Below are 25734 nucleotides of genomic sequence, written 5' to 3'. Positions count from 1 at the left end.
CCCAGGGGTGCCGGGCCTCCGTCGTCCCGCCGTCAGCTCGCCATGACGCGCGCGTGCAGGGCCTCGACCGCGTACCGGGCGGACCAGAACGCACCGTGCTGCCAGGCGGAGACCTCGGACATCCAGTCGCCCGCGAAGTAGACGCGACCGGCACCCTGCTGGAGCTGCTTGAACCCGGAGGACTCCGTGTTCGGGTAGGCCCACGCGCCCTCGATGTAGGGGACCTTGTGCCAGGCGATGGAGAACGACGACTCCAGCTCCGTGCGGTACTTCTCCCCGTGGATCTTCACGCCCTGCGCGACGGCGCGCCGCTCGCGCTCCCGGGGCGTGAGGTCGGCGTAGGTCCGGGCGTTCGTGCCGGTGTTGTAGTAGCCGACCACGAGGCCCTTGCGCTCCCCGTACCCGTACGAGGGGTACCAGACGTGCGCCAGGTCCATGTCGGTCTCGGTGATGCCGCCGTAGATGCGGTGGTCGTCCTCCCACCAGCGCGACCGGTACTGCAGGCCGATCTTGCCCGCGGGGGAGCCGGTCGAGAACTCGCCGAGCGCGGCGTCCACGCCCGCGCCCCAGTTCGTGTCCCAGCGGCGCATCACGCCCGCCGGGGCCGCCACGATCGCGAAGTCGGCCTCGATCTGCCGGGGGCGGCCGTGGCCGGGCGTGTAGGTGACCCGCACGCCGTGGCTCGTGTTCTCCACGGCGGTGACGGGGGAGCCGAAGTGCACGTTCTGCTTGCCGATGGCCCGCACGAAGTACTGGTAGGTCGTGTCCATGCCGCCCTTGGGCTGGAACATGAGCATCGACTGCTCCCAGTTGATCTCGAACGGGAAGTACTGCCCCACCTTCGAGGCGAGCACCTCCGAGACCGTGCCGGGGCCGGGCAGCGGCGTGCCGTGCTCGTTCCAGGCGGAGGGGTAGGTCGCGAACCCGCGGTTGTCCCCGCCCGCGTACGTGCCGTCGGCCTTGAGCGAGCCCCAGCTGCGCAGGAAGGACCGCAGGTTCTCCTTGTCCTCGGCGGTGAGCCGCTGATCCAGGGCGCCCTGGTCGGTGGCGTGGCTCAGCAGCTCGGAGGTGTAGCCGAAGACGTCGGCCTTGGCGGTGCGGTAGCGCACGGGGCGGCCCGGGGTCGCCCCGGTCTTCTCGTTGTAGAGGTACGCGTCGGCGTTCGCGTTGGTGAAGACCTCGTAGGGCACGCCCAGCTCGCGCAGGTAGTCCATCGTGACCATCCACTGCGCGATGCGGCCGGCGCCGGCGTTCATGTAGACGCCGTCGTCGAAGCGCGCCGTCTGGGTGACGCCGTCCACGTCCGTCTCGGAGTCGCCGCCGCGGATCGTCAGGGTGCGGCCGCCCGGCCGGTGCCGTGCCTCGAGCACCGTGACGCGGTAGCCGGCCTTCTGCAGCTCGTACGCGGACGCGAGGCCCGCCGGACCCGCGCCGACGACCACGACCTTCTTCGCCGCGCGGCCGGTGAGCGTGAAGTCGCTGCCCCGGGGCGGTGTCCAGGCCGCGGCCGTGGGCTGGGCGGCGGCCGTCGGGGCGAGCCCCATCGCCCCCATCGTGGCGAACATGACGCCGGCGCTGGAGCCGACGCCGACGGCCTGGAGGAAGCCGCGGCGGGAGACGCCGGACGGGCGGCCTTCGGTGACCCCGTCGGTGACCGTGTCAGAGACCATGTGGCACTACCTCTCGTGTCGAAAGGTCTGACGGACGGTCGCGGGCGGCCCTGGATGCCGGGCGCCGCCGTCAGCACCGGGCCCGACGGTAGGAGGTCCGCGTCACGGCCCGGGGTCGGCGGGGTTACCGTGTCGTCGCCCCGGGTAACGGGCGCGTTTCGACGGCGTCGCCCCAGGTCAGCGACTCGTGCGCGACCCGCCCCCGTCATCCGGCCGAAACGGTGCGCCCCTACGTTCCCCGCATGAAGAACACCACCAAGGTCGTCCTCGCCGTCGCCGTCACGACCGCCGTCGCCGTCCCTGCCACCGCCGTCGCGGGCGGCCGCCTCTTCGAGCCGAGGCCGACCGAGGCGCACTCCTTCGTCACCGGGGACACCCCGTCCATCGCCGACGGTGTGGCACTCGGGAAGAACGTGGCCTGGTACAAGTCGTCGGGTCTGGGGCCGTCCGCCCTGAACCGCGCGCCCGGCGCGACCGCCGAGGAGCGCTACGTGCCGACCGACGTCTTCCCCGGCGGCGAGCTGCCCGACGGGGTGACGCTCACCGAGGCCCAGGGGATCAACGCGCTGATGCGGATCGGGGAGAACCTCGAGCGCGCGGGCCTGTCCTACGACGACGTCGTCTCCATGCGCGTCTTCCTGCAGAACCCCGACGGCGAGGAGGCCATGGACTTCGCCGGCTGGAACCGCGCGTACCGGCAGTTCTTCGCCAACACGAACCTCGCCACCGGGGAGACGCTCGACGTCCAGCTCGGGTCGGCGGCCGGTGAGCCCATGGTCGTCAACGAGGCGCGGCCCTCCCGGTTCGCGCTGGAGATCGAGAACCTGCCCGTGGACGGCTGGCTGGTCGAGGTGGAGGTCGACGCGGTGTACGACCGGTAGGTCCGCCGCGCGAAAGGGCGTGACGTCAGGACGGCGTCGTGGTCGGCTGGGCACCATGGACCACGGTGCTCGGGCGGGAGAGCCCGCCGTCACGACCGACCAGGTCGCCGCGGGGCTGCGCGAGCTGGGGCTGGGCCGGTCGTCCACGGTGCTGGTGCACAGCTCGCTGCGCGCGTTCGGGCACGTCGACGGCGGCGCGGCGGCCGTCGCACGGGCGCTGGTCGACGTGTGCGGCACGGTCGTCGTCCCGGCGGACACGTGGGACCGGACCGGCGTCCCGGCCCCGCCCGGCCTCGAGCGGCCGTGGAACGCCTACGGGAACGCCGCGACGTGGGCCGAGCACGACGAGGCCGTCGCCCGTGCCGACGCGTTCGTCCCCGACCTGCCGGTCGACCGGGAGATGGGCGCCGTCCCGGAGGCCGTCCGCCTCGGCCACCCGCACCGGCGCACGGAGCACCCGCTCAAGGGCTTCGTCGCGACGGGGGAGCGGGCCGCCGACGTCGTCGGGGCGCAGACCCTCGACCACCCGCTGGCGCCGGTCGACGCCGTGGCGGACGCCGGCGGGGACGTGCTCCTCCTGGGGGTCGGGCACACGGCGAGCACGGCGATCCACCTCGCCGAGCAGCGCCGGGGCCGCGGGCTGTTCCACCGCTACGCGAAGGTCGGGCCCGGCGCCTGGGCCGAGCTGCCGAACCTGCCGGGGGAGAGTCACCGCTTCGACGAGCTCGAGCCCACGCTGCGGTCACGCACGCGCGAGGTCCGCGTCGGGCGTTCCCGCCTGCGCCGGACGGGCGTGGCCGACGTGCTCGCCGCGGCCCGTGCCGCCCTCCTGGCCGACCCGCGGGCGCTCCTGTGCGACGACCCGGGCTGTCGCTGCGCCGCCGCCTGGCGCGGTCAGGAGCCGGCGACGGCGCCCAGGTGAGCCGGGCCGGTGGACGCCGGCCAGGCGGGCGACGTGGGCGGTCGACCACCGGGCGTCGCGGCGCGCTCCGCGTTCACTCGCTCCGCCCACGCGCGGTGGGCGCCGGCCTGGGCGGCGTGCAGCGCGTCGAGCGCGGCGCTCCGGAGCCGCGGGTGGGCCACGAGCTGGGCGTCGAGGACGTCGAGCGTCGCGAGGACGTCGACGTCCGCCTGGTGGAGCTCGCCGTCGCCCTCGATCCCGTACAGGGCGCACAGGTCGCCGAGGCGCCGCTTGCCCTCCCGGGCGCGGTCCAGCCACCGGTCGAGGACGAGCGGGTCGAGCACCGGCGCGACGGGCCGGCCGAGCCGCTCGGGCACCGTCGGCAGCCCGTGGCGGGCCAGCTCCCTGTCCAGCAGGGACAGGTCGAACGACGCGTTGTAGGCGACGAGGGGGACGCCGCCGCGCACGTGGTGGACGAGGATCGCGGCGATCTCCTCGAGCGCCCCGACGGCGTCCTGGCCGTGCGCGCGGGCCTCGGCGGTGGAGATGCCGTGGATGGCCGTGGCCTCGGCAGGGATCTCGACGCCGGGGTCGAGCAGCCAGGTGCGCACGGACCGGCTGCCGTCCGGGCCGCGCAGCACGAGCGCGGCGGTCACGATGCGGTCGGCCTCGACGTCGAGCCCGGTGGTCTCCGTGTCGAAGCCGAGCAGGGGCCCGCGCGACCAGCCCGGGTCGGGAGCGGCCTGCGGTGCGTCGGGCTCCGCGTACGTCGTCATGCCCCCGGACTGTGCCACCGGCCACCGACAGCACGCGCCGGTAGGCTGTCCGGGTGAGCAACGAGATCGAGATCGGGCGCGGAAAGCGCGGCCGCCGCGCATACTCCTTCGACGACATCGCGATCGTGCCCTCGCGGCGCACGCGCGACCCGAAGGACGTGTCCGTGGAGTGGCAGATCGACGCCTACCACTTCGACCTGCCGATCATGTCGGCGCCGATGGACTCCGTGATGAGCCCCGCCACCGCGGTGGCGCTGGGGAACCACGGCGGCCTGGGCGTCCTCGACCTCGAGGGCCTGTGGACGCGGTACGAGTCGCCCGAGACGCTGCTCGCCGAGATCCGCGACCTGCCCGCCGACCGCGCGACGCAGCGCATGCAGGAGATCTACGCCGAGCCGATCAAGGCCGAGCTCATCACGCAGCGCCTCAAGGAGGTCCGCGCCGCGGGCGTGACCGTGGCCGGCGCGCTGTCCCCGCAGCGCACGCAGGAGCACTACCAGACGGTGGTCGACGCCGGCGTGGACCTGTTCGTCATCCGCGGCACCACGGTCTCGGCCGAGCACGTGTCCGGCAACGCCGAGCCGCTCAACCTCAAGCGGTTCATCTACGAGCTCGACGTGCCCGTCGTCGTCGGCGGCGCGTCCACCTACACCGCGGCGCTCCACCTCATGCGCACGGGTGCGGCCGGCGTCCTGGTCGGCTTCGGCGGCGGCGCCGCCCACACCACGCGCGTGGGCCTCGGCATCCACGCGCCGATGGCGACGGCCGTCTCCGACGTCGCCGCGGCCCGCCGCGACTACCTCGACGAGTCCGGCGGCCGGTACGTGCACGTCATCGCCGACGGCGGCGTGGGCCGCTCCGGCGACATCGTCAAGGCCGTGGCCTGCGGCGCCGACGCCGTCATGCTGGGCGCCGCGCTCGCCCGCGCCGAGGAGGCGCCGGGCCAGGGCTGGCACTGGGGGCCCGAGGCCCACCACCCGGCGCTGCCGCGCGGCGAGCGCGTCGAGGTCGGCACGGCCGGCACGCTCGAGCAGGTCCTGTTCGGGCCGAGCGGCTCCGCCGACGGCACCCTGAACCTCGTCGGCGCCCTGCGCCGGGCCATGGCCACGACCGGCTACTCCGACCTCAAGGAGTTCCAGCGGGTCGAGGTCGTCGTCTCCCCGTACCAGCCGCGGTGATCCCCTGATGACGGCCGACGCCACGACCCGGGACGCGCTCGCCGTCGCGTTCCGGGAGGTCGGGGACGGCGACGTCGAGCAGGTCGTCGCGCTGTGGGAGGCCTGCGGCCTGACCCGGCCGTGGAACGACCCGCGGCGCGACGTCGCCGACGCGCGCCGCACCCCGACGTCGACCGTCCTGGTCGGTGTGGCGGGCGACCGGGTCGTGTCCTCCGCGCTCGCCGGGTACGACGGGCACCGCGGCTGGCTGTACTACGTCGCGGTCGACCCGCAGGAGCAGGGGAGCGGTCTCGGCCGCGCCACGGTGGCCGCCGCCGAGGACTGGCTCCGCGCGGCCGGGGCGCGCAAGGTGCAGCTCATGGTCCGCGCCACGAACGCACAGGTGGTGGGCTTCTACGACCGCCTCGGGTACGGCGACCAGGAGACGGTCGTGCTCGGGAAGTGGTTCGACGGGTCGCGCTGAGAGCGAACGACCCGGACGAACGGGGACGACGGTTGCCGCGGTGTCGGGCGACCCGCGTAGGGTGTCGGCCATGTCCACCGCGCACGAGGGCGAAGGCGCTCTCGGGGAACTTCTTGACCCCGAGCTGCCCGCCGCCACCTATGTCCTGGAGCCCGACGTCGTGGAGCCGCTGACGCGGCGCATCGTCACGTCCCACACCGTCGGGACGCACCGCTCGATCCTCCCCTTCACGGGTGCCCCGTTGGCGACGTTCCCCCTGTCGTCGCCCGACGACGTCGCGTCGGCCGCGGCCCGCGCCCGGGCCGCGCAGCCCGGGTGGGCGCGCGCGACGCTGCGCGAGCGCACGGCCGTGCTGGAACGACTGGGCGCCCTGGTGCTGGAGCGGCAGTCGGAGATCCTCGACCTGATCCAGATGGAGTCGGGCAAGGCGCGGCGCAGCGCGTTCGAGGAGGTCGCGGACGTCGCGATCGCGTGCCGGCACTACGCCGTGCGCGGCCCGGGGTACCTCGGCGAGCGGCGCGTGCCGGGCATGCTGCCGGTGCTCACGGGCGTGCGCGTGCACCGCCGTCCCGTCGGCGTGGTCGGCGCGATCGCGCCGTGGAACTACCCGCTGTCCCTGGTCCTGTCCGAGGCGATCCCGGCCCTGCTGGCGGGGAACGCGGTGGTGCTCAAGCCGGACCCGCAGACCACCCTGTCGGCCCTGTGGACCGCCGAGCTGCTGCAGGAGGCGGGGCTGCCCGACGACCTGTTCCTCGTCGTCGCCGGCGGCGGGGACGTCGGCGCGGCGCTCGTGGAGCACGTGGACCACATCGCCTTCACCGGCTCGACGGAGACGGGTCGCAAGGTCGCGGCGCGCGCCGGGGAGCGGCTCATCGGCACGACGCTGGAGCTGGGCGGCAAGAACCCGCTGTACGTCGCGGCCGACGCGGACCTGGACTCGGCCGTGCCCGGCGTGGTGCGGGCCTGCTTCTCGAACGCCGGCCAGCTGTGCATGTCGATCGAGCGCCTGGTGCTGCACGAGCGGATCGCGGACGCGTTCCTCGAGCGGTTCGCCGTCGCGGTGCGCGACCTCGTCCTGGGCACCGGGCTCGACTACACCGCCGACGTGGGCTCGCTGGTCTCCGCCGCGCAGCTCGAGCGCGTCACCCGGCACGTGGACGACGCGCTCGCGAAGGGCGCCCGCGCGGTCGTCGGCGGGGTGCACCGCTCCGACGTCGGCCCGTACTTCTACGCACCGACCGTGCTGGACGACGTCCCCGCGGACGCCCTGTGCGCCCGCGAGGAGACGTTCGGCCCGGTCGTGGCGGTGACCCGCGTGGCGTCGGACGACGAGGCGGTGCGCGTCATGAACGACACCGAGTTCGGGCTGAACGCGAGCATCTGGTCCACCGACGTCGCCCGGGCCCGGCGCCTGGCGGCGCGCGTGCAGTCCGGCACCGTCGTGATCAACGACGGGTACGCCTCGGCCTGGGGCTCCGCGGCCGCGCCGATGGGCGGCTTCAAGTCCTCCGGGCAGGGCCGCCGGCACGGGCGCGAGGGCATCGAGGCCGTCACCGAGGTGCAGACCGTCGCCGTCCAGCGCGGCGCCCGGCTCGGGCTGTCCCTCGACACGCTGTACGCGCTCGGCGGGGAGACGCCGAGCCGCGTGCTGTCCGTCGCGCTCGGCGCGATGCGGCGGCTGCGCCTGCCGTAGCCCGCTCAGGGCCGGGCGAGGAAGGAGCCCAGCGCGGCCTGCGCCGCGGGCTCGCCGAGCAGGCGGGTGAACACCGCGCCCTCGGTGTCGATCCGCTCGAGCACGGCGGCCTGCGTGCCGGACCTGAGGAGGCGCTTGGTCCCGACGAGCGCCGCGACGGGCTTCGCGGCCAGCCGGGCGGCCTGCGCGCGGGCGAGGCCGAGCACCTCGGCGTCCGGCAGCACCCGGTTGACCAGGCCGGCGTCGAGAGCCGCGGCGGCGGTGAACGGCTCCCCGAGCAGCAGGGCCGCCGCGGCGCGCTGGTGCCCGACGACCTGCGGCAGCAGCAGGCTGGACCCCGCCTCGGGGACCAGCCCGAGGTCCACGAACGGGAAGAGGAGCGTCGCGCCCTCGCCCGCGTACACGAGGTCGCAGTGCAGCAGCATCGTCGCGCCGACCCCGACGGCCGGGCCGCAGACCCCGGCGACGAGCGGCTTGGGGAACCGCGCGATCGTGCGCAGGAAGCGGAACGCCGGGTCGTCCGTGCCGGCCTGCGGGCGGTCCAGGAAGTCGCCGATGTCGTTGCCCGCGCAGAACACGGTCTCGTCGCCCTGCAGCACCACGGCCCGGACGTCCGCGTCGGCCTCCGCCGCGTCGAGGGCGTCGGCCAGCGCGGCGTACATCGCGGTGGTGAGCGCGTTCTTCTTCGCGGGCCGGTTCAGGGTCACCGTGGCGACGCCCTCGGCGGCGCTGGTGAGGACGTCGTCGGTCATGCCGCGACGATAGCGGCCGCCGTGGCTCCCGTCCGGGTCTTCGTCAGAGCTCGCGGACCGCCGCGCGCCACGACGCCGGGATCTCTCGCACGTGCCACCACACCCACTGCCGGGGCCTCGCGCTCGCCGCCGAGACGCCCACGCCCTGCGCGTCCAGACCCGCGCGGTTGCAGCTGAACAGGGCGCGGCGCAGGTGGTAGTCCTGCGTGACGACGACGGCGGTGCGCGCACCCAGCTCGGCGGTAAGGCGGCAGGACGCCGTCGTGTCGAGGCCCTCGCGGTCCAGCGTCAGCGCCTCGTCCGGCACGCCCCGCCCGAGGATCCACTCGCGCATGGAGGCGGGCTCGTCGTAGGGGGTGCCGTCCCGGCGTGGCTGCCCGTCGCCGCTGAGCACCACCCGGTCGGCGACGCCGGCGTGGTACAGCTCCGCCGCCGCGTCCAGGCGGCGCTGCAGGTACGGCGAGGGGGTGCCGTCGGGCCGGATGCCCGCCCCGAGCACGAGGATCGCGTCCACCGGCTCGACGGCTTCGACGGACGGCCGGACCCGCGCCTGGCCGGTCAGCTGCACCCAGGCGACCGGCACGACGACGGCCAGGGCGAGCGCCCCGGCGGTCGCGGCGGAGACCCGCAGCGCACGACGGCGCCGGGCACGGACGGGGAGCGAGGCCGGGATCGGGTCCGTGGCGGGCGGGGTCGAGGTCACGCCCGCAACCTACGTCAGGGGCGGAGGGCGGCGCGCTCGGCGCGCAGGTTGCGTCCCGCGGCGTCGGCCCACCGGGACACGGCTGCGGGCGAGCGGTACAGCCTCGGCAGCCCGGCGAGCTGGTCCAGGATGGCGGCCCGCCCGGCGCGGAACGCGTCGTCGGGCACGTGGCCGTACTCGGCGCGGACCTGGGCCGCGTAGCGCGCGTACCGGCCGGGCTCGGCGCCGAGGACGGCGAGGTCCGCGTCGCTGACCAGGGCGCCCGTGGCGTCCGCCGTCACGGGGTCGTGGGCCGTGGTCACCAGCACGAGCCGGGCGACCTCGGCGACGTCGCTCTCCCCGAGCGCGCGACCCGTGCCCGCCGGCCGGACGGCGCCCGTCAGCGGGCCGAGCGCCGCGCCGACCAGCGCCGCCGACCGTTCCTCGTCCCGGCCCGCCTCGCCGTCGTGCACCGCGTCGTGGAACCACAGCGCGGCCGCCGCGTGCCAGCGCGAGCCGGGCGCGCCGTCGGCGACGAGGAGGTCCAGGGCGTCGAGGGAGTCGGCCAGGTGCAGGCGCGAGTGGTACACCCGGTGCGGCTCGCGCCAGCGGCCCACGAGGTCGGTCCCGACGTCGTGCGCCGCGGCGGGCGCGGCCCGCGCGCCGTCGCCCGGCTCCCACAGCGTCGCCCACCGGGCGAGCAGCTCGTCGTGGGACGCGCGCCGCCGCTCGCGGCCGGGCACCCGCAGGACGGAGGCGGCGAGGCGGCGGGACAGCTCGCCGCCGGTCACGGGCACGGCCCCGGCGGCCACCAGGGCGTCGTGGCGCTCGGCGGGGACGTCGTAGTGGTCGAGGTCGAAGGCCCGGTCGCCCACGCCCTGGGCGCGCGCGAACGAGCGGAGCTCGTGCAGCGACGTGTCCGAGACCAGGTGCGACCAGAGGGTGCCGTGCGCCGGCCAGGCGGGCGGGTCGAGCAGGAGCGTCATCGCCGCACCCGCCGGACGGTCAGGGCGCCGGGGACGTCGAGCCGGTCGCCGAGGTCCTCGCCCCGCGCGAACGCGCCCCACACGGCGCGCACCCGCCGCGCGGAGCGCTGGAGGTCGTCCCACGACGCCCCGTCCGTGAGCGCCGCCGTCGCCCACGCCTTCTCGTCGCCGAACAGCAGCGGCAGGTCGACCGTGTGCGCGGCACCCCACGGGTTGCCCGGCGCGGCCCACGTCACGACGTACCGGTAGGCGGTGCCGCCGGCCGCCGCGTGCCGGGCCGCGAACCGGCGCGCGGGCCGCCCGTAGACGGCCGCGGTGACGGCGGCGACCATCGCGCGTCGCATCCCCGGCCCGACGACGGGCAGCGCGGCGAGCCGGCGGACCGCGGGGATCCGGCGGACGAACAGCCGCGCCTCCTCGGCCGTGCTCCCGACGAGCAGCGCGACCTGCGGCGCGGCGGCGTCCCAGGCGGCGTCGACCTCGTCCTCGGGCGGCAGCGGGTCGTGACCGTACTGGGTGCCGAACGGCATCGCGGCGCGCAGGCCGGCCCCCGTCGCCGCCCGGGCGACCCGCGCCTCCGCCGCCACGACGTCCGCCACGGGCGTCCGGGGCGAGATGCCCGCGGCCGCGCGCGCCATGGCGGCGTTCATCCGTGCCCGTCCGCGGGAGATGCCGAGCGGCGCGCTCTGCACGATCGCGCGGGAGACCAGGGCGGCCGCGGCGGGCACGGCCAGGAGGTGCGCCACCGCGTCGCCGCCGGCGGACTGCCCGAACACCGTGACCCGCCCCGGGTCGCCGCCGAACGCGGCGATGTTGCGGTGCACCCAGCGCAGCGCCTCGAGCTGGTCGAGCAGCCCCAGGTTCGCGGGCCGCTCGGGGCCGCCGTCGCCGAGGTAGCCGAGCAGGCCGAGCCGGTAGGTGACGGACACGACGACGACCCGCTGCTCGGCGACCAACGGCCGCGGGTCCATGATCGGCAGGTCGCCCGCGCCGGAGGTGTACGAGCCGCCGTGGATCCACACCATGACGGGCAGCCGGTCGTCGGGGCGCACGTCGGCGGGCAGGTCGGCGGGCATCGTCACGGACAGGCGCTGGCAGTGCTCGTCGCCCGGGACGCCGGCCCCCGGCGCCCCCAGCACCTCGTCGAGGAACGGGACCGGCGCCTGCGGGCAGGCGGGCGACCACTGCGTCGCCTCGTACGGTGCGACGCGATCGGGGACCGGCACGGGCCGCTCGAACCGGTCCGCGCGGGCGTACGGGATGCCGGTGGCCCGGACGACGTCGTCGTCCGCCCAGCCGTCGACCGGTCCGCAGGGAGGCGTGAAGCGCAGCATCGCGGTCGAGACTAACCCCGGCGGGTGGCGCCGTCGTCGTCGTGGGGCAGGTCGTCGGGCGGGTCGTGGGGCAGATGGTCGGGCAGGTCGTCGATGGCACGCCGCACCTCGCCGACGATCCGTGCCATCGCGGCCTCGGCGGCGTCGGGGTCGTGCTCGGCCACCGCCCGGGCGACGGCCTCGTGCTGGTCGAGCGCCTCGGGCGCGGGGGAGGGCGGCATGAGGCCGAGGTGCGTCCGCCCGGCGAGGACCTCGGCGACGACGTCGGCCAGGGGGCCGAACATCTCGTTGCCGCTGGAGCGCAGCAGCAGCTCGTGCATGCGGACGTCGAGGGCGAGGAACTCGGTGAGGTCGCCAGCCTCGCCGAGGGTGCGCATCCGGCGGGCGAGGTCCACGAGCTCGCCCCGCACCTGCGGGGTGGCGTGGCGGGCGGCGCCGGCGGCGGCGAGCGGCTCGACCGCGTGCCGCAGCTCGGTGAGGCTCCGCAGCTGCGCGTCCCGGCCGGGGCCCTGCAGCCGCCAGCGGATGACGCGCGGGTCGAGCACGTTCCAGTCCTCCATGCCGAGCACCACGAGGCCGACCCGGCGCCGCGAGCGCACCATCCCGAGGCCCTCGAGCATCCGCATCACCTCGCGTGCCACGGTCCGCGAGACCCCGTGCTCGGCGCCGATCCCGTCGAGCGTGAGGGGGCTGCCCGCGGGGACGTCGCCGCTGGTGATCGCGCGGCCGAGCGCGTCGAGCACTCCGGCGTGCAGGGACGGTGACGACATGGGCGGAGCCTATCGACGTCCGGTCGGCTGAGCGATTGGTGTGACCAGTCTTGTCAAAGGTAGTACCAATGAGGCATCCTCGGACGACGCGGTGACGCAGCAGTCGCCGCGGGGCCCGCCCCGGCGGGTCGCCGACCGAACAGGGAAGTCGAGATGGACACTGTCGTCATGGACGCCACCGGTGACGCGCGGGCCGAGCGCGCGCCGCGGCCGCCGGTCGCCGGGCACCTCGTCGTGATGGGCGTCGCCGGCTCGGGCAAGACCACGATCGCCGGGCTCCTCGCCGCGCGCCTCGGCCTCGACGTCGCCGAGGCCGACGAGTTCCACCCCCAGGCCAACATCGACAAGATGTCGGCGGGCACGCCCCTCACCGACGCCGACCGCGCCCCCTGGCTCGCCGCCATCCGCGACTGGCTGACCGGCGAGACCGACGCCGGCAGGTCCGCCGTCGTCACCTGCTCGGCGCTCAAGCGCACCTACCGCGACGTGCTGCGCGGCGCGCACGGCCGGGTGCGGTTCGTCCACCTCGACGGCAGCCCCGAGCTCCTCGCCGACCGCATGGCGCACCGCAGCGGGCACTTCATGCCCCCGGCGCTCCTGCCGTCCCAGCTCGCCACGCTCGAGCCGCTCACCGGCGACGAGGACGGCATCCGGATCGACGTCGCCGCGGCGCCGGAGCAGATCGTCGACTCCGTGCTCGGCTGGCTCGCCGACCGGGCCTGAGCCACCGGCCCGACTCACCGGCCCGACGCACCGGAGCCGCGCGCTCCCGCCGGCCGGACCGGCACGCACCTCCCCACCACCCGTACGACCGTCGACGAGGACCTCGCCATGCCCACAGACGACTGGACCCAGACCCTCACGGCCGGGCCGCTGCTCGCCATCGCCGCGGGAGCCGTCGCGCTCCTGCTCCTGCTCATCATCAAGGTGCGCCTGCACGCGTTCCTCGCGCTCGTGCTGGTCAGCGTGCTCACCGCGGTGGCGGCGGGCCTGCCCAGCGGCGGCATCCTGGACGTGCTGCTGGACGGCTTCGGCTCCACGCTGGCGTCGGTCGCCCTGCTCGTCGGGCTCGGCGCGATGCTGGGGCGGCTGATCGAGACCAGCGGCGGCGCCAAGGTGATGACCGACGTGCTCATCGCGCGGTTCGGAGAGAAGCGTGCCCCGCTCGCCCTCGGCGTGGCCTCGCTGATCTTCGGCTTCCCGATCTTCTTCGACGCCGGCCTCGTGGTGATGCTGCCGATCGTGTTCGCGGTGGCGCACCGCCTCGGCGGCTCGCTGCTCCTCTACGGCCTGCCCGTGGCCGGCGCGTTCTCGGTGATGCACGTCTTCGTGCCGCCGCACCCGGGCCCGGTCGCCGCGTCGGAGTTCCTCGGCGCGAACGTCGGCATGGTCCTGCTCCTCGGGCTGATCATCGCGATCCCCACCTGGTACGTCACGGCCTACCTCTTCGGCCGGTTCGCCGGCCGGCGCTTCGAGCTCCCCGTGCCCGCGATCCTCGGCCGTGCGGACGCGGTGCAGATCGCGAACCCGCCGCGCTTCGGCACGGTCGTCGGCATCCTCCTGCTCCCGCTCGTGCTGATCTTCGCCAACACCGGGCTGGAGACCGCGGTCTCCGCGGGCTGGGTCGCCGCCGAGAGCCCGGTCGTGACCTGGGCGGGCGTCGTGGGCTCCACGCCGGTCGCGCTGCTGGTCTCCGTCCTCGTGGCGGCCTGGGCGCTCGGTCGTCGCCGGGGCGTCGAGGGCACCGTGCTGGAGCAGACGCTCGACTCCGCGCTGGGGCCCGTCTGCTCCGTCATCCTCATCACCGGCGCCGGCGGCATGTTCGGCGGCGTGCTGCGGTCGTCCGGCATCGGTGACGCGCTCGCCGACGTCCTCGCCGACCTGGGGCTCCCCGTCATCGTCGCCGGGTTCGTCATCTCGGCCGTGCTGCGGGTCGCGCAGGGCTCCGCCACGGTGGCGCTCACGACGGCGGCCGGGCTCATCGCGCCGGCCGTCGCCGCCGGCGGGTTCAGCCAGCTCGCGACCGCCGCGATCGTCGTCGCCGTGGCGGCCGGCTCCGTGGTGCTCAGCCACGTCAACGACTCGGGGTTCTGGCTCGTGGGCCGGTTCTTCGACATGGACGTGAAGACCACGCTGCGCACGTGGACCGTCATGGAGACGGCGATCGGCGTCATGGGCTTCGGGATCGCCTGCGTGGCGTTCGCGCTGGCCTGAGGCGCGCGCGCCGCGGCCGGCGTCAGCCCGCCGTGACCGACGACGAGGGACGCAGGTGCTCGACCGCCTCCACGCACTGCCGGGCGATGGCGAGCTCCTCCATCGTCGGGATCACCATCACCAGCGTGGACGTCCAGTCGGGGGAGATGATGCGCTCCCCGCCGGCCCGCGCGGTGTTGCGGACCGGGTCGACGGCGATGCCCATGCCCTCGAGCCCCTCGCAGACGGCGGCGCGGACGGCGGTGTCGTTCTCGCCCACCCCCGCGGTGAACGCGATGACGTCCACCCGCCCCAGCAGGGCGGCGTAGGCGCCCACGTACTTCTTCAGGCGGTGGACGTAGACGTCGAACGCGAGCGAGGCCGCCTCGTCGCCGTCGTCGATGAGACGCCGGAGCTCGCGGAAGTCGTTCACGCCCGACAGGCCCAGCATCCCCGAGCGCTTGTTGAGCAGCGTGTCGAGCTCGTCGATGCCCATCTCGGCGTTCCGCGCCAGGTGGAAGACGACGGCCGGGTCGATGTCGCCCGACCGCGTGCCCATGACCAGGCCCTCCAGCGGCGTCAGCCCCATGGAGGTGTCGATGGGGACGCCACCCGCCACCGCCGACGCGGACGCCCCGTTGCCCAGGTGCAGCACGATCGTGTGCAGGTCCTGCACGCGGCGGCCCAGCACCCGCGCCACCTTGCCCGCCACGTACTGGTGGCTGGTGCCGTGGAAGCCGTACCGGCGCACGTCGTACTCCTGCGCCACCTGGCGGTCGATCGCGTACGTGTACGCCTCGGCGGGCAGGGCGGAGAAGAACGCCGTGTCGAAGACGGCGACGTGCGGCACGTCGGACAGCAGCTCGCGCGCCACCCGGATGCCCTGCACGTTGGCCGGGTTGTGCAGCGGCGCGAGCGGCACCAGGGCGTCGATGCGCGCCACGACGTCGTCGTCCACCACGACCGGGCCCGAGAACTCCGCACCGCCGTGCACCACCCGGTGCCCGACGGCGTAGATGCCGGCGTCCGCCAGGCGCGGGCCGATCTCGTCGAACAGGCCGAGCGCGATCCGCAGCGCCTCCCCGTGGTCGGGCACCTCGAGCTCGCGGCGGGTCTTGTTGCCCGCGAACGTGTGCGTGACGATGCCGGACGGCTCGCCGATCCGCTCGATCGTGCCGGCGGCGATCGCCTCCCCGCCCACGGGGTTGACCAGCTGGTACTTGAGCGACGACGAGCCCGAGTTGAGCACCAGCACGGAGCCGTGCGCCCCGTACGCGCTGTACGGGGTGGGCCGCTCGGCCTCGGGGACGATGCTCATGCGGTGGCCTCCTGTGCCTGTGCCCCGAACGACTGGGCCTGGATCGCCGTGATGGCGACGGTGTTGACGATGTCCGCGACCAGCGCGCCGCGCGACAGGTCGTTGACCGGCTTGTTCAGGCCCTGCAGCACGGGGCCGACGGCGACGGCCCCGGCCGAGCGCTGCACGGCCTTGTAGGTGTTGTTACCGGTGTTGAGGTCCGGGAAGACGAACACCGTCGCCTGCCCGGCCACCGCCGACTCCGGCAGCTTCGACTTCGCGACCGACGCGTCCACGGCGGCGTCGTACTGGATGGGGCCCTCCACCGACAGGTCGGGGCGGCGCTCGCGGACCAGCCCGGTCGCGGTGCGCACCTTGTCGACGTCCGCGCCCGAGCCGGACGTGCCCGTCGAGTAGGACAGCATCGCGACCTTCGGGTCGACGCCGAACTGCGCCGCCGTCGCGGACGACGAGATGGCGATGTCCGCGAGCTGCTCCGCGGTCGGGTCGGGGATCACGGCGCAGTCGCCGTACACCAGCACGCGGTCCTGCAGGCACATGAGGAACACCGACGACACCACGGAGACGCCCGGCTGCGTCTTGACGATCTCGAACGACGGCCGGATGGTGTGCGCCGTCGTGTGCGCGGCGCCCGACACCATGCCGTCCGCGAGGCCGAGGTGCACCATCATCGTGCCGAAGTACGACACGTCGGTGACGATCTCCTTGGCCCGCTCCACCGTCATGCCCTTGTGCGCCCGGAGCCTCGCGTACTCGGCGCTGAACCTCTCGACGTGCTCGGGGTCGGTGGGGGACAGGACGGTGGCGGCGGCGATGTCGAGGCCCAGCTCGGCCGCCCGGGCGCGGATCGACGTCTCGTCGCCCAGGATCACGAGGTCCGCGATCCCGCGGGCCAGCACGGTCGACGCGGCGCGCAGGATGCGGTCGTCGTCCCCTTCGGGCAGCACGACGCGGCGCCGGTCGCCGCGCGCCCGCTCGATGAGCTCGTACTCGAACATCAGCGGCGTGACGACGCGCGTGCGCGGCAGGTCGAGGCGGGCCAGCAGCTCCGCGCCGTCCACGTGCTGCTCGAACAGGGCGCGCGCGACGTCGATCTTGCGCGTCGAGGCGACCGTGACGTAGCCGTGCGTCTCCGCCGCGCGGCGGGCCGCCTGGAACGTGTCGAGCGCGGTCGCGACCACCGGCACGCGCGGCCCGAGCGCCGACAGCAGCTGCGCGATCGCGCCGCGCGGCACGTACCCGCCGGTGAGCACGATGCCCGCCAGGGAGGGGAACGTGGCGGCGGAGTGCGCCGACAGCAGCCCGAGCAGCACGTCGGAGCGGTCGCCGGGGAGGATGACGACCGCGCCGTCGGAGAGGTGGTCGAGCACGTGCTCGAACGACATCGCCCCGACGATCACCTCCAGCGCCTCTCGGCCCAGCAGGTCGGCGTCGCCGAGCATGAGCCTGCCCTGCACCGCCTCGGTCAGGCGGCCGACCGTCGGCGCGTGCAGGAACGGCTCCTCGGGGATGGTCCACACCGGCAGGTCCGCGTCGCCGACCACCGCCGTGGTCGCCGCCGCGAGCACCGCCGGGGTGCACCGGTTCACGACGACGCCCACCGGCTGCGCGTGGTTCGCGCGCAGCTCGGACAGGCTGAGGCGCACCAGGGCGCGCACGTCCTCCGGCGAGCGCTCGCGGCCCGAGGCCACGAGCAGCACCGGGGCGCCCAGGTTGGCCGCCACGCGCGCGTTGAACGCCAGCTCCGTGGCGCCCGCGACGTCCGTGTAGTCCGTGCCGACCACGACGACGGCGTCGCACCGCTCCGCGACCGCGTGGTAGCGGTCGAGGATGCGGGCGAGCGCGGCCTCCGGGTCCGCGTGGACGTCGTCGTAGGTGACGCCGACCGCGTCCTCGTAGGACAGGTCCACGCCGTCGTGCGCGAGCAGCATCTCCAGCACGTGGTCGCGCGGGGCGTCGCCCCCCGCGTCCGACGCCGGCGGCGACGGCACGCGGGAGACGGCCCGGAACACCCCGACGCGGGAGACCTGCCGGACCAGGAGGTCCAGCACGCCCAGCGCGACCGTCGACTTGCCGGTCTCGCCCTCGGGGGAGGCGATGTAGATCGAGCGGGTCGAGCCGGTCACGCGGCGTCACCTGTCATTCGTGCGTCCCCTGTCATTCGTTGTCGCCGCCCGTCGCCGCCGCGGCGTCGTACTGGGGACCGCCGTTCTCGGTGCCCGTCTCGCCGACGTCCGGCCACACCCAGTCGCGCACCTCGGGGATGTCCTCGCCGTGCTCGCGCGTGTACTGCCGGGCCGCGAGGCGGGCGTCGACCATCTCCTGCCGCAGGCCCGCGTACCGCGAGCGCAGGGCCGGCACCCGGTCGATGACGTCGACCACGAGGTGGTACCGGTCGATGTCGTTGAGCATCGCCATGTCGAAGGGCGTCGTCGTGGTGCCCTCCTCCTTGTACCCGCGCACGTGGATGTTGGCGTGGTTGGTGCGCCGGTACGTGAGGCGGTGGATGAGCCACGGGTAGCCGTGGTAGTTGAAGATCACCGGCTTGTCGGCGGTGAACAGCGTGTCGAAGTCCTTGTCGGACAGGCCGTGCGGGTGCTCCTTCTCGTCCTGCAGCCGCATGAGGTCGACGACGTTGACCACGCGGACCTTGAGGTCGGGGACGCGGTGGCGCAGGATGTCGGCCGCCGCGAGCACCTCGAGGGTGGGCACGTCGCCCGCCGCGCCGAGCACGACGTCCGGGTCCTCGCCCTCGACCTCGGTGCCCGCCCACTCCCAGATGCCCAGGCCGCGGGTGCAGTGCGCCACCGCCTGCTCCATCGTGAGGAACTGCGGCGCCGGCTGCTTGCCCGCGACGACGACGTTCACGTACTGGCGCGAGCGCAGGCAGTGGTCGTAGGTGCTCAGCAGGGTGTTCGCGTCCGGCGGCAGGTACACCCGCACGATCTCGGCCTTCTTGTTCACGACGTGGTCGATGAAGCCCGGGTCCTGGTGGCTGAAGCCGTTGTGGTCCTGGCGCCACACGTGGCTGGAGAGCAGGTAGTTGAGGCTCGCGATCGGCCGCCGCCACGGGATGTGGTTGGTGACCTTGAGCCACTTGGCGTGCTGGTTGAACATCGAGTCGACGATGTGGATGAAGGCCTCGTAGCTGGTGAACAGGCCGTGCCGCCCGGTGAGCAGGTAGCCCTCCAGCCAGCCCTGGCACTGGTGCTCGCTCAGCTGCTCCATCACGCGGCCGGCGCGGACCAGGTGCTCGTCGACCTCCGGCGAGAAGTACTCGGCGTTCCACTGCTTGCCGGTGACGTCGAACGTGGCCTGCAGGCGGTTGGACGCCGTCTCGTCCGGGCCGAAGATCCGGAAGTTGTCCGGGTTGCGGCGGATCACCTCGGTGAGGAACTGGCCCAGCACGCGCGGCGCCTCCACCGCGCCGGCACCCGGCGCGGAGACGTCGACGCCGAAGTCGCGGAAGTCGGGCAGGCGCAGGTCGCGCAGCAGCACGCCGCCGTTCGCGTGCGGGTTGGCGCTCATGCGCAGCTCGCCGGGCGGGGCCAGCTCGCGGATGTCGTCGAGGATGCGGCCGTCGTCGTCGAAGAGCTCCTCGGCCCGGTACGACTTGAGCCACGTCTCCAGCACCTGGAGGTGCTCGGGCGTGTCCCGGGCGCTCGCGAGCGGCACCTGGTGCGCCCGCCACGAGCCCACCGTCTTCTTGCCGTCGATGTACTCCGGGCCCGTCCAGCCCTTCGGCGTGCGGAACACGATCATCGGCCACGCCGGGCGCGCCATGTCCACACCCTCGACGGCGGCCTGCGCCTTGATCGCGGCGATCTCGTCGAGCACCTCGTCCAGCACCGCGGCGAAGCGGCGGTGGATCGACTCGTGCGACTCGTCGGTGCCGTCGGCCACCTCGAACCAGTGCGGCTTGTGCCCGTACCCGACCATGAGCGACTCGAGCTCGTCGCGGCCGATGCGGTCGAGGATCGTGGGGTTCGCGATCTTGTACCCGTTGAGGTGCAGGATCGGCAGCACGACGCCGTCCTGCGCGGGGTTGAGCAGCTTGTTCGAGTGCCAGCTCGTGGCGAGCGGGCCGGTCTCGGCCTCGCCGTCGCCCACGACCGCCGCCACCAGCAGGTCCGGGTTGTCGAACACCGCGCCGTAGGCGTGCGAGAGGGCGTAGCCCAGCTCGCCGCCCTCGTGGATGGAACCGGGCGTCTCCGGGGCGACGTGGCTCGGGATGCCGCCAGGGAACGAGAACTGGCGGAACAGGCGGCGCACGCCGTCGGTGTCCTCGGTGATGTCCGAGTAGAGCTCGGAGTACGTGCCGTCGAGGTACGTGCTCGCGACGAGTCCGGGGCCACCGTGGCCGGGGCCGGCGACGTAGACCGTGGACTGCTCGCGCTCCTTGATCGCCCGGTTGAGGTGGGCGTACAGGAAGTTCAGGCCCGGCGTCGTGCCCCAGTGGCCCAGCAGGCGCGGCTTGACGTGGTCGCGGGTGAGGGGCTCGCGCAGCAGCGGGTTGTCGAGCAGGTAGATCTGACCGACCGACAGGTAGTTCGCCGCTCGCCACCACCGGTCGATCCGTTCGATCGTCTCGGCCGTGAGCTCGGTACCGGCGCCCGCGCGCCATGGCGTGGGGCTGACGGTCGGGGTGGTCGTGGTGCTCATCACACGCTCCTGGGGCTCGGGGGAAGACCGGCGCCTTCATTCCACCGCACCCGGTGCCCGAATGCAGCACGACCGGCGAGGTCAGAGCGCGTGACGTCGATCTGGCGGGGTGTCAGATGATCCGGGGCACGGATTCCCGGGCCGGGCCCCGGGCCGATTACGGTGGTGCCGTGCCCAGCCCCCAGCCCGCCCGCAGGTCGTTCTGGGCGGTGGCCCTCCAGCCCCGCATGATCGGGATCCTGCTCCTCTTCCTGCTCGCCGCCGCCGTGTGCGGCCGGCTCGGCGTGTGGCAGCTCGACCGCGCCTACCAGCGCGCCGAGCTCGCCGCCCAGCAGGAGGCGGCCGAGCAGGCCTCGCACGGCCCGGAGGCGCTGGGCACCCTGCTCCCGCCGCAGACGTCGTTCCCCGGCGAGCTGGTCGGCACCGAGGCGTGGGTCACGGGGGAGTACGAGGCCGAGGGGCAGATGCTCGTCGCCGGGCGCGCGCTGGACGGCCGCACCGGCTACCTGGTGCTCACCCCGCTGCGCGTCACCGACGACGGCACGGGCGGGTCCTCGTGGGCGGACCTGTCGGGGCCGCCGGTCCTGCCGGTCGTGCGGGGCTGGGTGGACTCGCCCACCCCGGACGCCGCGGCGCTCGACGTCCCGGACGGCGACGTGCGCGTCACCGGGTGGGTGCAGGCGTCGGAGTCCGTGCAGGAGGGCGGCGAGCCGCTGCCCGACGACCCGGACGGCCCGCCGCTCACCGACTCGATCTCCACCGGCGCGCTGGTGAACACCTGGGGCGGGCCGATCTACTCCGGCTACATGGTGCTCACGACGTCCGACCCCGCGCAGGCGACCGCCGCCGAGGGCGGTCCCGCGCCGCTGCCGCGGCCCGTGCTCGAGGGCAGCGACGGCGTCAACCTGCAGAACCTGTTCTACGCGCTGCAGTGGTGGGTGTTCGGGCTCTTCGCCGTGCTGCTGTGGGTCCGGCTCGTGCGCGACGAGGCGGCCGGGACGAGGCGCGGCAGCACGCACGACGACTCCGACGACCCGGTGGGCACCGGCATCGCGGGGCTGCCCGGCTAGACGACCGGCAGGTCTCGCACGAGCCGGGCGGGCCTCCTGTGCCACGCTGACCGGATGACGGCCATCGACCTCAAGCGCGAGCCGCGGCTGCACTACCGCGCCACGACGACGCCGGCCCTGGTGACGCTGCCGCCCCGCCCCTTCCTGATGGTGGACGGCGAGGGCGACCCGAACACGGCACCGGCCTACCGCGAGGCGGTCGAGACGCTGTACCCGCTCGCGTACGCCCTGCGGGCGGCGGTCAAGGAGGCCACGGGCGACGCGTACACCGTCATGCCGCTCGAGGGCCTGTGGTGGGCCGACGACATGAGCCGGTTCAGCGTGGACGCCAAGGACGAGTGGCGCTGGACGCTGATGATCAGCCTCCCGGACGCCGTCGAGCACGTGGACGCGGCCGAGGTGACGTCCCGTGCCGTCGCGGCGAAGCAGCCCCCGGCGGGCGACCGCGTCCGCCTGGAGCGCTACGACGAGGGCGACGCCGCCCAGGTGCTGCACCGCGGCCCGTTCGCCACCGAGCCCGCGACCATCGAGCGGCTGCACGCGTTCGTCGAGGCCGAGGGGCGGGCGCTGGGCGGCCTGCACCACGAGATCTATCTGTCCGACCTGCGCCGCACGGCCCCCGAGAAGCTGCGCACGCTGATCCGCCAGCCCGTCGCGCCGAGGTAGTCCCTCGCGCCGCGAGGTAGCACCGATCCTGCCGAGGTAGTCCCCTGCTCCGTGCGGGAGGGAACGACCTCGGCAGGATCGGGACCACCTCGGCGAGAGGCGGACTACCCCGCGCTCACTCGTGCTGCCAGCTGTGCCAGAGCCTGGCGTAGTCCCCGCCGGCGGCGACGAGGTCGTCGTGCGGGCCGATCTCGGTGATGCGGCCGCCGTCGACGACGGCGACACGGTCGGCGTCGTGCGCGGTGTGCAGGCGGTGCGCGATGGCGACCACCGTGCGACCGGTGAGCACGGCGTTGAGCGACCGCTCCAGGTGGCGGGCGGCGCGCGGGTCGAGCAGCGACGTCGCCTCGTCGAGGACGAGCGTGTGCGGGTCGAGCAGCACCAGCCGCGCGAGCGCGACCTGCTGCGCCTGGGCCGGCGTGAGCGTGTGCCCGCCAGACCCGACGGCCGTCTCCAGCCCGTCCGGCAGGTCCGCGGCCCACGACGCGGCGTCGACCGCGCCGAGCGCGCCCCACAGCGCGTCGTCGGTGGCCGACGTGTCGGCCAGCCGCAGGTTCTCCGCCAGCGACCCGACGAACACGTGGTGCTCCTGGGTGACCAGCGCGACGTGGTGGCGCAGGTCCTCCAGCGGCAGCTCGACGAGCGGCACGTCGCCCACGGTGACCGACCCGCCGGTGGGCGGGTGGATGCCCGCGAGCATGCGGCCCAGCGTGGACTTGCCCGCGCCGGACGGCCCGACGACGGCCAGCCGTTCGCCCGGCGCGAGGTCGAGGTCGATGCCGTGCAGCACGTCGTGGCCCTCGCGGTACGCGTACCGCACGGACCGGGCCCGCACCTCCTCCGACGTCGGCACGGCGGTGCCGGCCGTGCGGTCCGGGCCGACCAGCCCGACGCCGACGACGCGCGCCAGCGCGACGGCCGCGACCTGCAGCTCGTCGAGCCAGAACACGAGGTCGAACACCGGGCCGCCCATCTGGTGGCCGTACATCGCGATGGTCGCGACGATGCCCACCGTGGTGAGGTCCTGCGACACGAGCCAGCCGCCCCAGAGGATGACGACGATCGGCGCGATCGCGACCGCCGCGTCCAGGGCCGGGATGAGCCGCAGCCGCAGGCCCAGGGTGTACGACTCGGCGTCGAACGCCTCGCGCAGGTCGCGGTCGATGCGCCGGCGGATCCGGGCGCCGAGGTGCAGCGCGTCGGTGGTGCGGGCGCCCTCGACGGCCTCGGTGATGGAGCCGTTGATCGTCGCGTACGCGGCGGACTCGCGCAGGTAGCCCGGCGTCGCGCGCCGGAGGTACCAGCGCGTGGCCACGACGATCAGCGGGACACCGGTGAGCAGCCCGACCGCCACGAGTGGGCTCGCGAGGAACGACGCGACCAGCGTGAGCACGATCGTCACGACGCACACGAGCACCCGCGGCACGCCGAACCGCACGGCGTGCTGCAGCTTGTTGACGTCGTTGGTGGTGCGCGCGACGAGGTCGCCGGTGCCCGCCTTCTCCACCGTGGACAGCGGCAGCCGCGTCACGGCGTCCATGAACTCCTCGCGCAGGTCCGCGAAGACGCGCTCGCCGAAGACCATGGACAGCCGCTGCGCGTACCGCGTGATCACGGCCTGCGCGACGACGGCGCCGAGGAGCACCAGCGCGAGGGTGTCGACCGCGGAGAGCGTGGTGCCGGCGGCGACCTCGTCGATGATCCGGCCCAGCAGGAACGGGCCCGCCAGGCCGGCCAGCGCGGCGAGGGTGTGCAGCACGGCGACGCCGCCGAGCTGGCCGCGGTGGCGCCGGAACAGGCGGCCCACCGTGCGGTTCACCTCGGCGCGGTCGGCGATGGGCAGCAGGTTCGGGTTCACGGTGCCGGCCCGGGGGGTCGCGGCGGCGGGGGCGCTCATCGCGCGGCTCCTTCCAGGTCGGTGTCGGTGATCTCGTCGGCGTCGGCGTCGTCGGCGGTGTCCTCCGCCATGCTGCGGCCGACGACGGCGCGGTACGCGGCGCCGTGGGCGTCGCGGCGGGCGAGCAGCTCGGCGTGCGTGCCGGACGCGGCGACCGTGGCGTCGTCGTCGAGCAGCACGACCTCGTCCAGGTGGTCGAGCACGAGCGGGCTGGCGGTGACGACGAGCGTCGTGCGGCCGCGGCGCACCTCGGCCACCCGCTCCGCGATCCGCGCCTCGGTGTGGGCGTCCACCGCGCTGGTGGGCTCCACGAGCACGAGGATCTCCGGCTCGGTGAGCAGGGCCCGCGCCAGGGCGACGCGCTGCCGCTGGCCGCCCGACAGGGAGCGGCCCTTCTCGGGCAGGTCGCCGGCGAGGCCGCCGGGCACGCTGTCGAGCACGTCGTGCGCGTCCGCGGTGACCATCGCGGCCAGGAGGTCGGCCTCGGTGGCGCGGCCGCGGGCGTCGAGCGCCTCGCCGAGCACGCCCGAGAACAGGTGCGGCGTCGCCTCGGAGATCACGACGCGGCGGCGCAGCACCTCCTTGTCGAGGTCGGCCAGCGGCACGCCGCCGAGCCGGACCGGCGTGCCGGCCTCGGCCTCGTCGTCGAGCCGCCCGAGCCGCGTCGCGACGCGCGCGGAGGCGTCCGGGTCGGCGCTGACCAGCCCGAGCACGCGGCCCTCGCGCAGCACGAGGCCGCTCGCCTCGTCGGCGAGGTCGGCGCCGGTGGCCGGCGCGTCCGTGGGCGTCGAGGTCGAGGGCGTCGCCTCGGTGACGCGCAGCACGTCGAGGATCTTGCGCGAGGAGATGACGGCGCGGATCACCATCTGCAGCATCTGCGTGGCCATCTGCACCGGCCACGCGAGGAAGGCCGCGTAGCCGTAGAACGTCACGAGCTGGCCGCTGGTGATCTCGCCGCGGACGGCGGCCCGGGCGCCGAGCCACAGCACCAGCGCGGCGAGCAGGCCGGGCAGCAGCACCTGCAGCCCGTCGAGCACCGACTGGAGCACCGCGACGCGCACGCCCTGGTGCCGCACCTCCTGCGACTGGCGCGCGTAGCGGGCCGCGAACTCGTCCTCGCCGCCGATGCCGCGCAGGATGCGCAGGCCCGAGACGGTGTCCGCACCGAGCGACGTGAGCCGTCCCGTGGCCTCGCGCTGCGTCGTCTGGCGCGACTGCAGCGGCTTGACCAGCAGGCCGAGCACGGCCGCCACCGCCGGGATGCCGAGCGCCAGCACCAGGCCGAGCTGGACGTGCTGGGAGAGCATGATCGCCACGACGACCACGTACGCGATCACGCCGCCCGTGAACCGGCCGGCCATGGAGAACATGTCGCCCACGCGCAAGGCGTCGTTGGCGACGGCGGAGACGACCTCGCCGGTGGGCAGCTTGCGCGTGATCGCGTGCCCGGCGCGCGAGGCCTTGTAGCCCACGAGCTGGGAGAACGACAGCGACGCCCGCACCCAGTTCTCGACGTCCCAGATGTGGTTGAAGATGCCCGCGACGACGATGACGGCGGCGGCGCCGAGCATCGCCCCGCACCAGGCGAACAGCGGGCCGTCGAAGCCCTGCGACAGCCCCTCGTCGATGGCACGACCGATGAGCAGCGGGGCCGCGGCGGACGCGAGCATCGCCACCACGCCCGCCACCAGGGACTTCGCGAGCACGTCGCGCTGGCGCCACCCCTGCCAGGCCAGGAGCCGGGCGGGGGACGTCAGAGGAGGGTTGCCCACGTCGGGCAGGGGGAGGGGTCGCACGGTGATCCAGCCTACGAACGGCCGCCGACACGGGGCCACGGATTAA

General features: G+C 74.6%; 21 protein-coding genes. 9 read left to right on the top strand and 12 right to left on the bottom strand.

Translation table 11 applies throughout. From position 1 onward, the window contains the following. Positions 1 to 32 precede the first annotated feature (32 nt). Positions 33 to 1670, bottom strand: a complete 1638-nt coding sequence (locus tag ACFQ8E_RS10125; RefSeq protein ID WP_430550445.1) for a flavin monoamine oxidase family protein — start codon at positions 1668 to 1670, stop codon at positions 33 to 35. A gap of 242 nt (positions 1671 to 1912) precedes the next feature. On the opposite strand from ACFQ8E_RS10125, the gene ACFQ8E_RS10120 reads away from it, so the two are divergent. Continuing rightward, positions 1913 to 2551 carry a Rid family hydrolase gene (locus tag ACFQ8E_RS10120; RefSeq protein ID WP_430550444.1) on the top strand — a complete coding sequence of 213 codons (639 nt, stop codon included), beginning with the start codon at positions 1913 to 1915 and terminating at the stop codon, positions 2549 to 2551. 55 nt (positions 2552 to 2606) lie between these two features. Beyond that, positions 2607 to 3473, top strand: a complete 867-nt coding sequence (locus ACFQ8E_RS10115) for an AAC(3) family N-acetyltransferase (protein WP_430550443.1) — start codon at positions 2607 to 2609, stop codon at positions 3471 to 3473. On the opposite strand, the gene ACFQ8E_RS10110 is transcribed toward ACFQ8E_RS10115, so the two are convergent. After that, positions 3446 to 4228 (bottom strand): exonuclease domain-containing protein, encoded by a 783-nt coding sequence (locus ACFQ8E_RS10110; RefSeq protein WP_430550442.1) that lies wholly within the window; start codon positions 4226 to 4228, stop codon positions 3446 to 3448. The genes ACFQ8E_RS10115 and ACFQ8E_RS10110 overlap by 28 nt on opposite strands. A gap of 53 nt (positions 4229 to 4281) precedes the next feature. On the opposite strand from ACFQ8E_RS10110, the gene ACFQ8E_RS10105 reads away from it, so the two are divergent. The 3 genes from ACFQ8E_RS10105 to ACFQ8E_RS10095 all read left to right on the top strand — a co-directional run bounded on the left by ACFQ8E_RS10105 (position 4282) and on the right by ACFQ8E_RS10095 (position 7562). After that, positions 4282 to 5406, top strand: a complete 1125-nt coding sequence (locus ACFQ8E_RS10105) for a GuaB3 family IMP dehydrogenase-related protein (RefSeq protein ID WP_430550441.1) — start codon at positions 4282 to 4284, stop codon at positions 5404 to 5406. 7 nt (positions 5407 to 5413) lie between these two features. Next, the gene (locus ACFQ8E_RS10100; RefSeq protein ID WP_430550440.1) at positions 5414 to 5869 is read left to right on the top strand and encodes a GNAT family acetyltransferase; all 456 of its coding nucleotides are present in this window, start codon (positions 5414 to 5416) and stop codon (positions 5867 to 5869) included. 70 nt (positions 5870 to 5939) lie between these two features. Beyond that, a complete protein-coding gene (locus tag ACFQ8E_RS10095) occupies positions 5940 to 7562 on the top strand; it encodes a succinic semialdehyde dehydrogenase (protein WP_430550439.1) in 1623 nt (540 codons plus the stop codon). Positions 7563 to 7567: 5 nt separating this feature from the next. On the opposite strand, the gene ACFQ8E_RS10090 is transcribed toward ACFQ8E_RS10095, so the two are convergent. Genes ACFQ8E_RS10090 through ACFQ8E_RS10070 form a run of 5 tightly spaced genes read right to left on the bottom strand, consistent with a single transcriptional unit; the run spans position 7568 to position 12086 of the window. Further along, on the bottom strand, positions 7568 to 8314 hold the full coding sequence (locus ACFQ8E_RS10090) for an enoyl-CoA hydratase (RefSeq protein ID WP_430550438.1): 747 nt from the start codon (positions 8312 to 8314) through the stop codon (positions 7568 to 7570). Positions 8315 to 8357: 43 nt separating this feature from the next. Continuing rightward, entirely contained in the window at positions 8358 to 9017 is a 660-nt protein-coding gene (locus ACFQ8E_RS10085) for a vancomycin high temperature exclusion protein (protein WP_430550437.1), read from the bottom strand. 14 nt (positions 9018 to 9031) lie between these two features. Beyond that, positions 9032 to 9982 carry a DUF4031 domain-containing protein gene (locus ACFQ8E_RS10080; protein WP_430550436.1) on the bottom strand — a complete coding sequence of 317 codons (951 nt, stop codon included), beginning with the start codon at positions 9980 to 9982 and terminating at the stop codon, positions 9032 to 9034. After that, entirely contained in the window at positions 9979 to 11316 is a 1338-nt protein-coding gene (locus tag ACFQ8E_RS10075; protein ID WP_430550435.1) for a carboxylesterase family protein, read from the bottom strand. Before ACFQ8E_RS10075 ends, ACFQ8E_RS10080 begins: the two co-directional genes overlap by 4 nt. 11 nt (positions 11317 to 11327) lie before the next feature. After that, positions 11328 to 12086 carry a FadR/GntR family transcriptional regulator gene (locus tag ACFQ8E_RS10070; RefSeq protein ID WP_430550434.1) on the bottom strand — a complete coding sequence of 253 codons (759 nt, stop codon included), beginning with the start codon at positions 12084 to 12086 and terminating at the stop codon, positions 11328 to 11330. Between the two features lie 168 nt (positions 12087 to 12254). Between ACFQ8E_RS10070 and ACFQ8E_RS10065 the strand changes: the two genes are divergently transcribed. Then, a complete protein-coding gene (locus ACFQ8E_RS10065; protein WP_430550433.1) occupies positions 12255 to 12809 on the top strand; it encodes a gluconokinase in 555 nt (184 codons plus the stop codon). Positions 12810 to 12917: 108 nt separating this feature from the next. Continuing rightward, the gene (locus tag ACFQ8E_RS10060) at positions 12918 to 14300 is read left to right on the top strand and encodes a GntP family permease (RefSeq protein ID WP_430550432.1); all 1383 of its coding nucleotides are present in this window, start codon (positions 12918 to 12920) and stop codon (positions 14298 to 14300) included. Positions 14301 to 14322: 22 nt separating this feature from the next. Here ACFQ8E_RS10060 and ACFQ8E_RS10055 read toward each other — a convergent pair whose 3' ends face one another. The 3 genes from ACFQ8E_RS10055 to ACFQ8E_RS10045 are packed head-to-tail and all read right to left on the bottom strand — an operon-like array spanning position 14323 to position 20259. Continuing rightward, complete coding sequence (locus ACFQ8E_RS10055) at positions 14323 to 15597, bottom strand: acetate/propionate family kinase (RefSeq protein WP_430550431.1); 1275 nt, start codon at positions 15595 to 15597, stop codon at positions 14323 to 14325. Continuing rightward, positions 15594 to 17723, bottom strand: coding sequence for a phosphate acetyltransferase (gene pta, locus ACFQ8E_RS10050; RefSeq protein WP_430550430.1), 2130 nt, complete (start codon positions 17721 to 17723; stop codon positions 15594 to 15596). Before pta ends, ACFQ8E_RS10055 begins: the two co-directional genes overlap by 4 nt. A 31-nt stretch (positions 17724 to 17754) precedes the next feature. Further along, on the bottom strand, positions 17755 to 20259 hold the full coding sequence (locus ACFQ8E_RS10045; protein WP_430550429.1) for a phosphoketolase: 2505 nt from the start codon (positions 20257 to 20259) through the stop codon (positions 17755 to 17757). 170 nt (positions 20260 to 20429) lie between these two features. Between ACFQ8E_RS10045 and ACFQ8E_RS10040 the strand changes: the two genes are divergently transcribed. Both ACFQ8E_RS10040 and ACFQ8E_RS10035 read left to right on the top strand, forming a co-directional pair. After that, entirely contained in the window at positions 20430 to 21329 is a 900-nt protein-coding gene (locus tag ACFQ8E_RS10040) for an SURF1 family protein (protein WP_430550428.1), read from the top strand. 54 nt (positions 21330 to 21383) lie between these two features. Next, on the top strand, positions 21384 to 21995 hold the full coding sequence (locus ACFQ8E_RS10035; protein ID WP_430550427.1) for a GyrI-like domain-containing protein: 612 nt from the start codon (positions 21384 to 21386) through the stop codon (positions 21993 to 21995). Positions 21996 to 22110: 115 nt separating this feature from the next. On the opposite strand, the gene ACFQ8E_RS10030 is transcribed toward ACFQ8E_RS10035, so the two are convergent. Further along, on the bottom strand, positions 22111 to 23892 hold the full coding sequence (locus ACFQ8E_RS10030; protein ID WP_430550426.1) for an ABC transporter ATP-binding protein: 1782 nt from the start codon (positions 23890 to 23892) through the stop codon (positions 22111 to 22113). After that, positions 23889 to 25688 (bottom strand): ABC transporter ATP-binding protein, encoded by a 1800-nt coding sequence (locus ACFQ8E_RS10025; RefSeq protein WP_430550425.1) that lies wholly within the window; start codon positions 25686 to 25688, stop codon positions 23889 to 23891. The genes ACFQ8E_RS10030 and ACFQ8E_RS10025 overlap by 4 nt, the downstream gene beginning before the upstream one ends. Between the last annotated feature and the right edge of the window lie 46 nt (positions 25689 to 25734).

This window comes from Isoptericola sp. NPDC056573, from assembly GCF_042793335.1.
Lineage (GTDB): Bacteria > Actinomycetota > Actinomycetes > Actinomycetales > Cellulomonadaceae > Isoptericola.
Note: the sequence above shows the minus strand (reverse complement) of the source record. Positions and strands in the feature narration are given on the sequence as shown.

Coding starts and splice junctions, on each gene's coding strand:
- ACFQ8E_RS10095 (WP_430550439.1), top strand. CDS start 5,940: ATGTCCACCGCGCACGAGGGCGAAGGCGCTCTCGGGGAACTTCTTGAC.
- ACFQ8E_RS10060 (WP_430550432.1), top strand. CDS start 12,918: ATGCCCACAGACGACTGGACCCAGACCCTCACGGCCGGGCCGCTGCTC.
- ACFQ8E_RS10125 (WP_430550445.1), bottom strand. CDS start 1,670: ATGGTCTCTGACACGGTCACCGACGGGGTCACCGAAGGCCGCCCGTCC.
- ACFQ8E_RS10110 (WP_430550442.1), bottom strand. CDS start 4,228: ATGACGACGTACGCGGAGCCCGACGCACCGCAGGCCGCTCCCGACCCG.
- ACFQ8E_RS10070 (WP_430550434.1), bottom strand. CDS start 12,086: ATGTCGTCACCGTCCCTGCACGCCGGAGTGCTCGACGCGCTCGGCCGC.
- ACFQ8E_RS10065 (WP_430550433.1), top strand. CDS start 12,255: ATGGACGCCACCGGTGACGCGCGGGCCGAGCGCGCGCCGCGGCCGCCG.
- ACFQ8E_RS10090 (WP_430550438.1), bottom strand. CDS start 8,314: ATGACCGACGACGTCCTCACCAGCGCCGCCGAGGGCGTCGCCACGGTG.
- ACFQ8E_RS10045 (WP_430550429.1), bottom strand. CDS start 20,259: ATGAGCACCACGACCACCCCGACCGTCAGCCCCACGCCATGGCGCGCG.
- ACFQ8E_RS10075 (WP_430550435.1), bottom strand. CDS start 11,316: ATGCTGCGCTTCACGCCTCCCTGCGGACCGGTCGACGGCTGGGCGGAC.
- ACFQ8E_RS10055 (WP_430550431.1), bottom strand. CDS start 15,597: ATGAGCATCGTCCCCGAGGCCGAGCGGCCCACCCCGTACAGCGCGTAC.
- ACFQ8E_RS10115 (WP_430550443.1), top strand. CDS start 2,607: ATGGACCACGGTGCTCGGGCGGGAGAGCCCGCCGTCACGACCGACCAG.
- ACFQ8E_RS10120 (WP_430550444.1), top strand. CDS start 1,913: ATGAAGAACACCACCAAGGTCGTCCTCGCCGTCGCCGTCACGACCGCC.
- ACFQ8E_RS10035 (WP_430550427.1), top strand. CDS start 21,384: ATGACGGCCATCGACCTCAAGCGCGAGCCGCGGCTGCACTACCGCGCC.
- ACFQ8E_RS10030 (WP_430550426.1), bottom strand. CDS start 23,892: ATGAGCGCCCCCGCCGCCGCGACCCCCCGGGCCGGCACCGTGAACCCG.
- ACFQ8E_RS10080 (WP_430550436.1), bottom strand. CDS start 9,982: ATGACGCTCCTGCTCGACCCGCCCGCCTGGCCGGCGCACGGCACCCTC.
- ACFQ8E_RS10100 (WP_430550440.1), top strand. CDS start 5,414: ATGACGGCCGACGCCACGACCCGGGACGCGCTCGCCGTCGCGTTCCGG.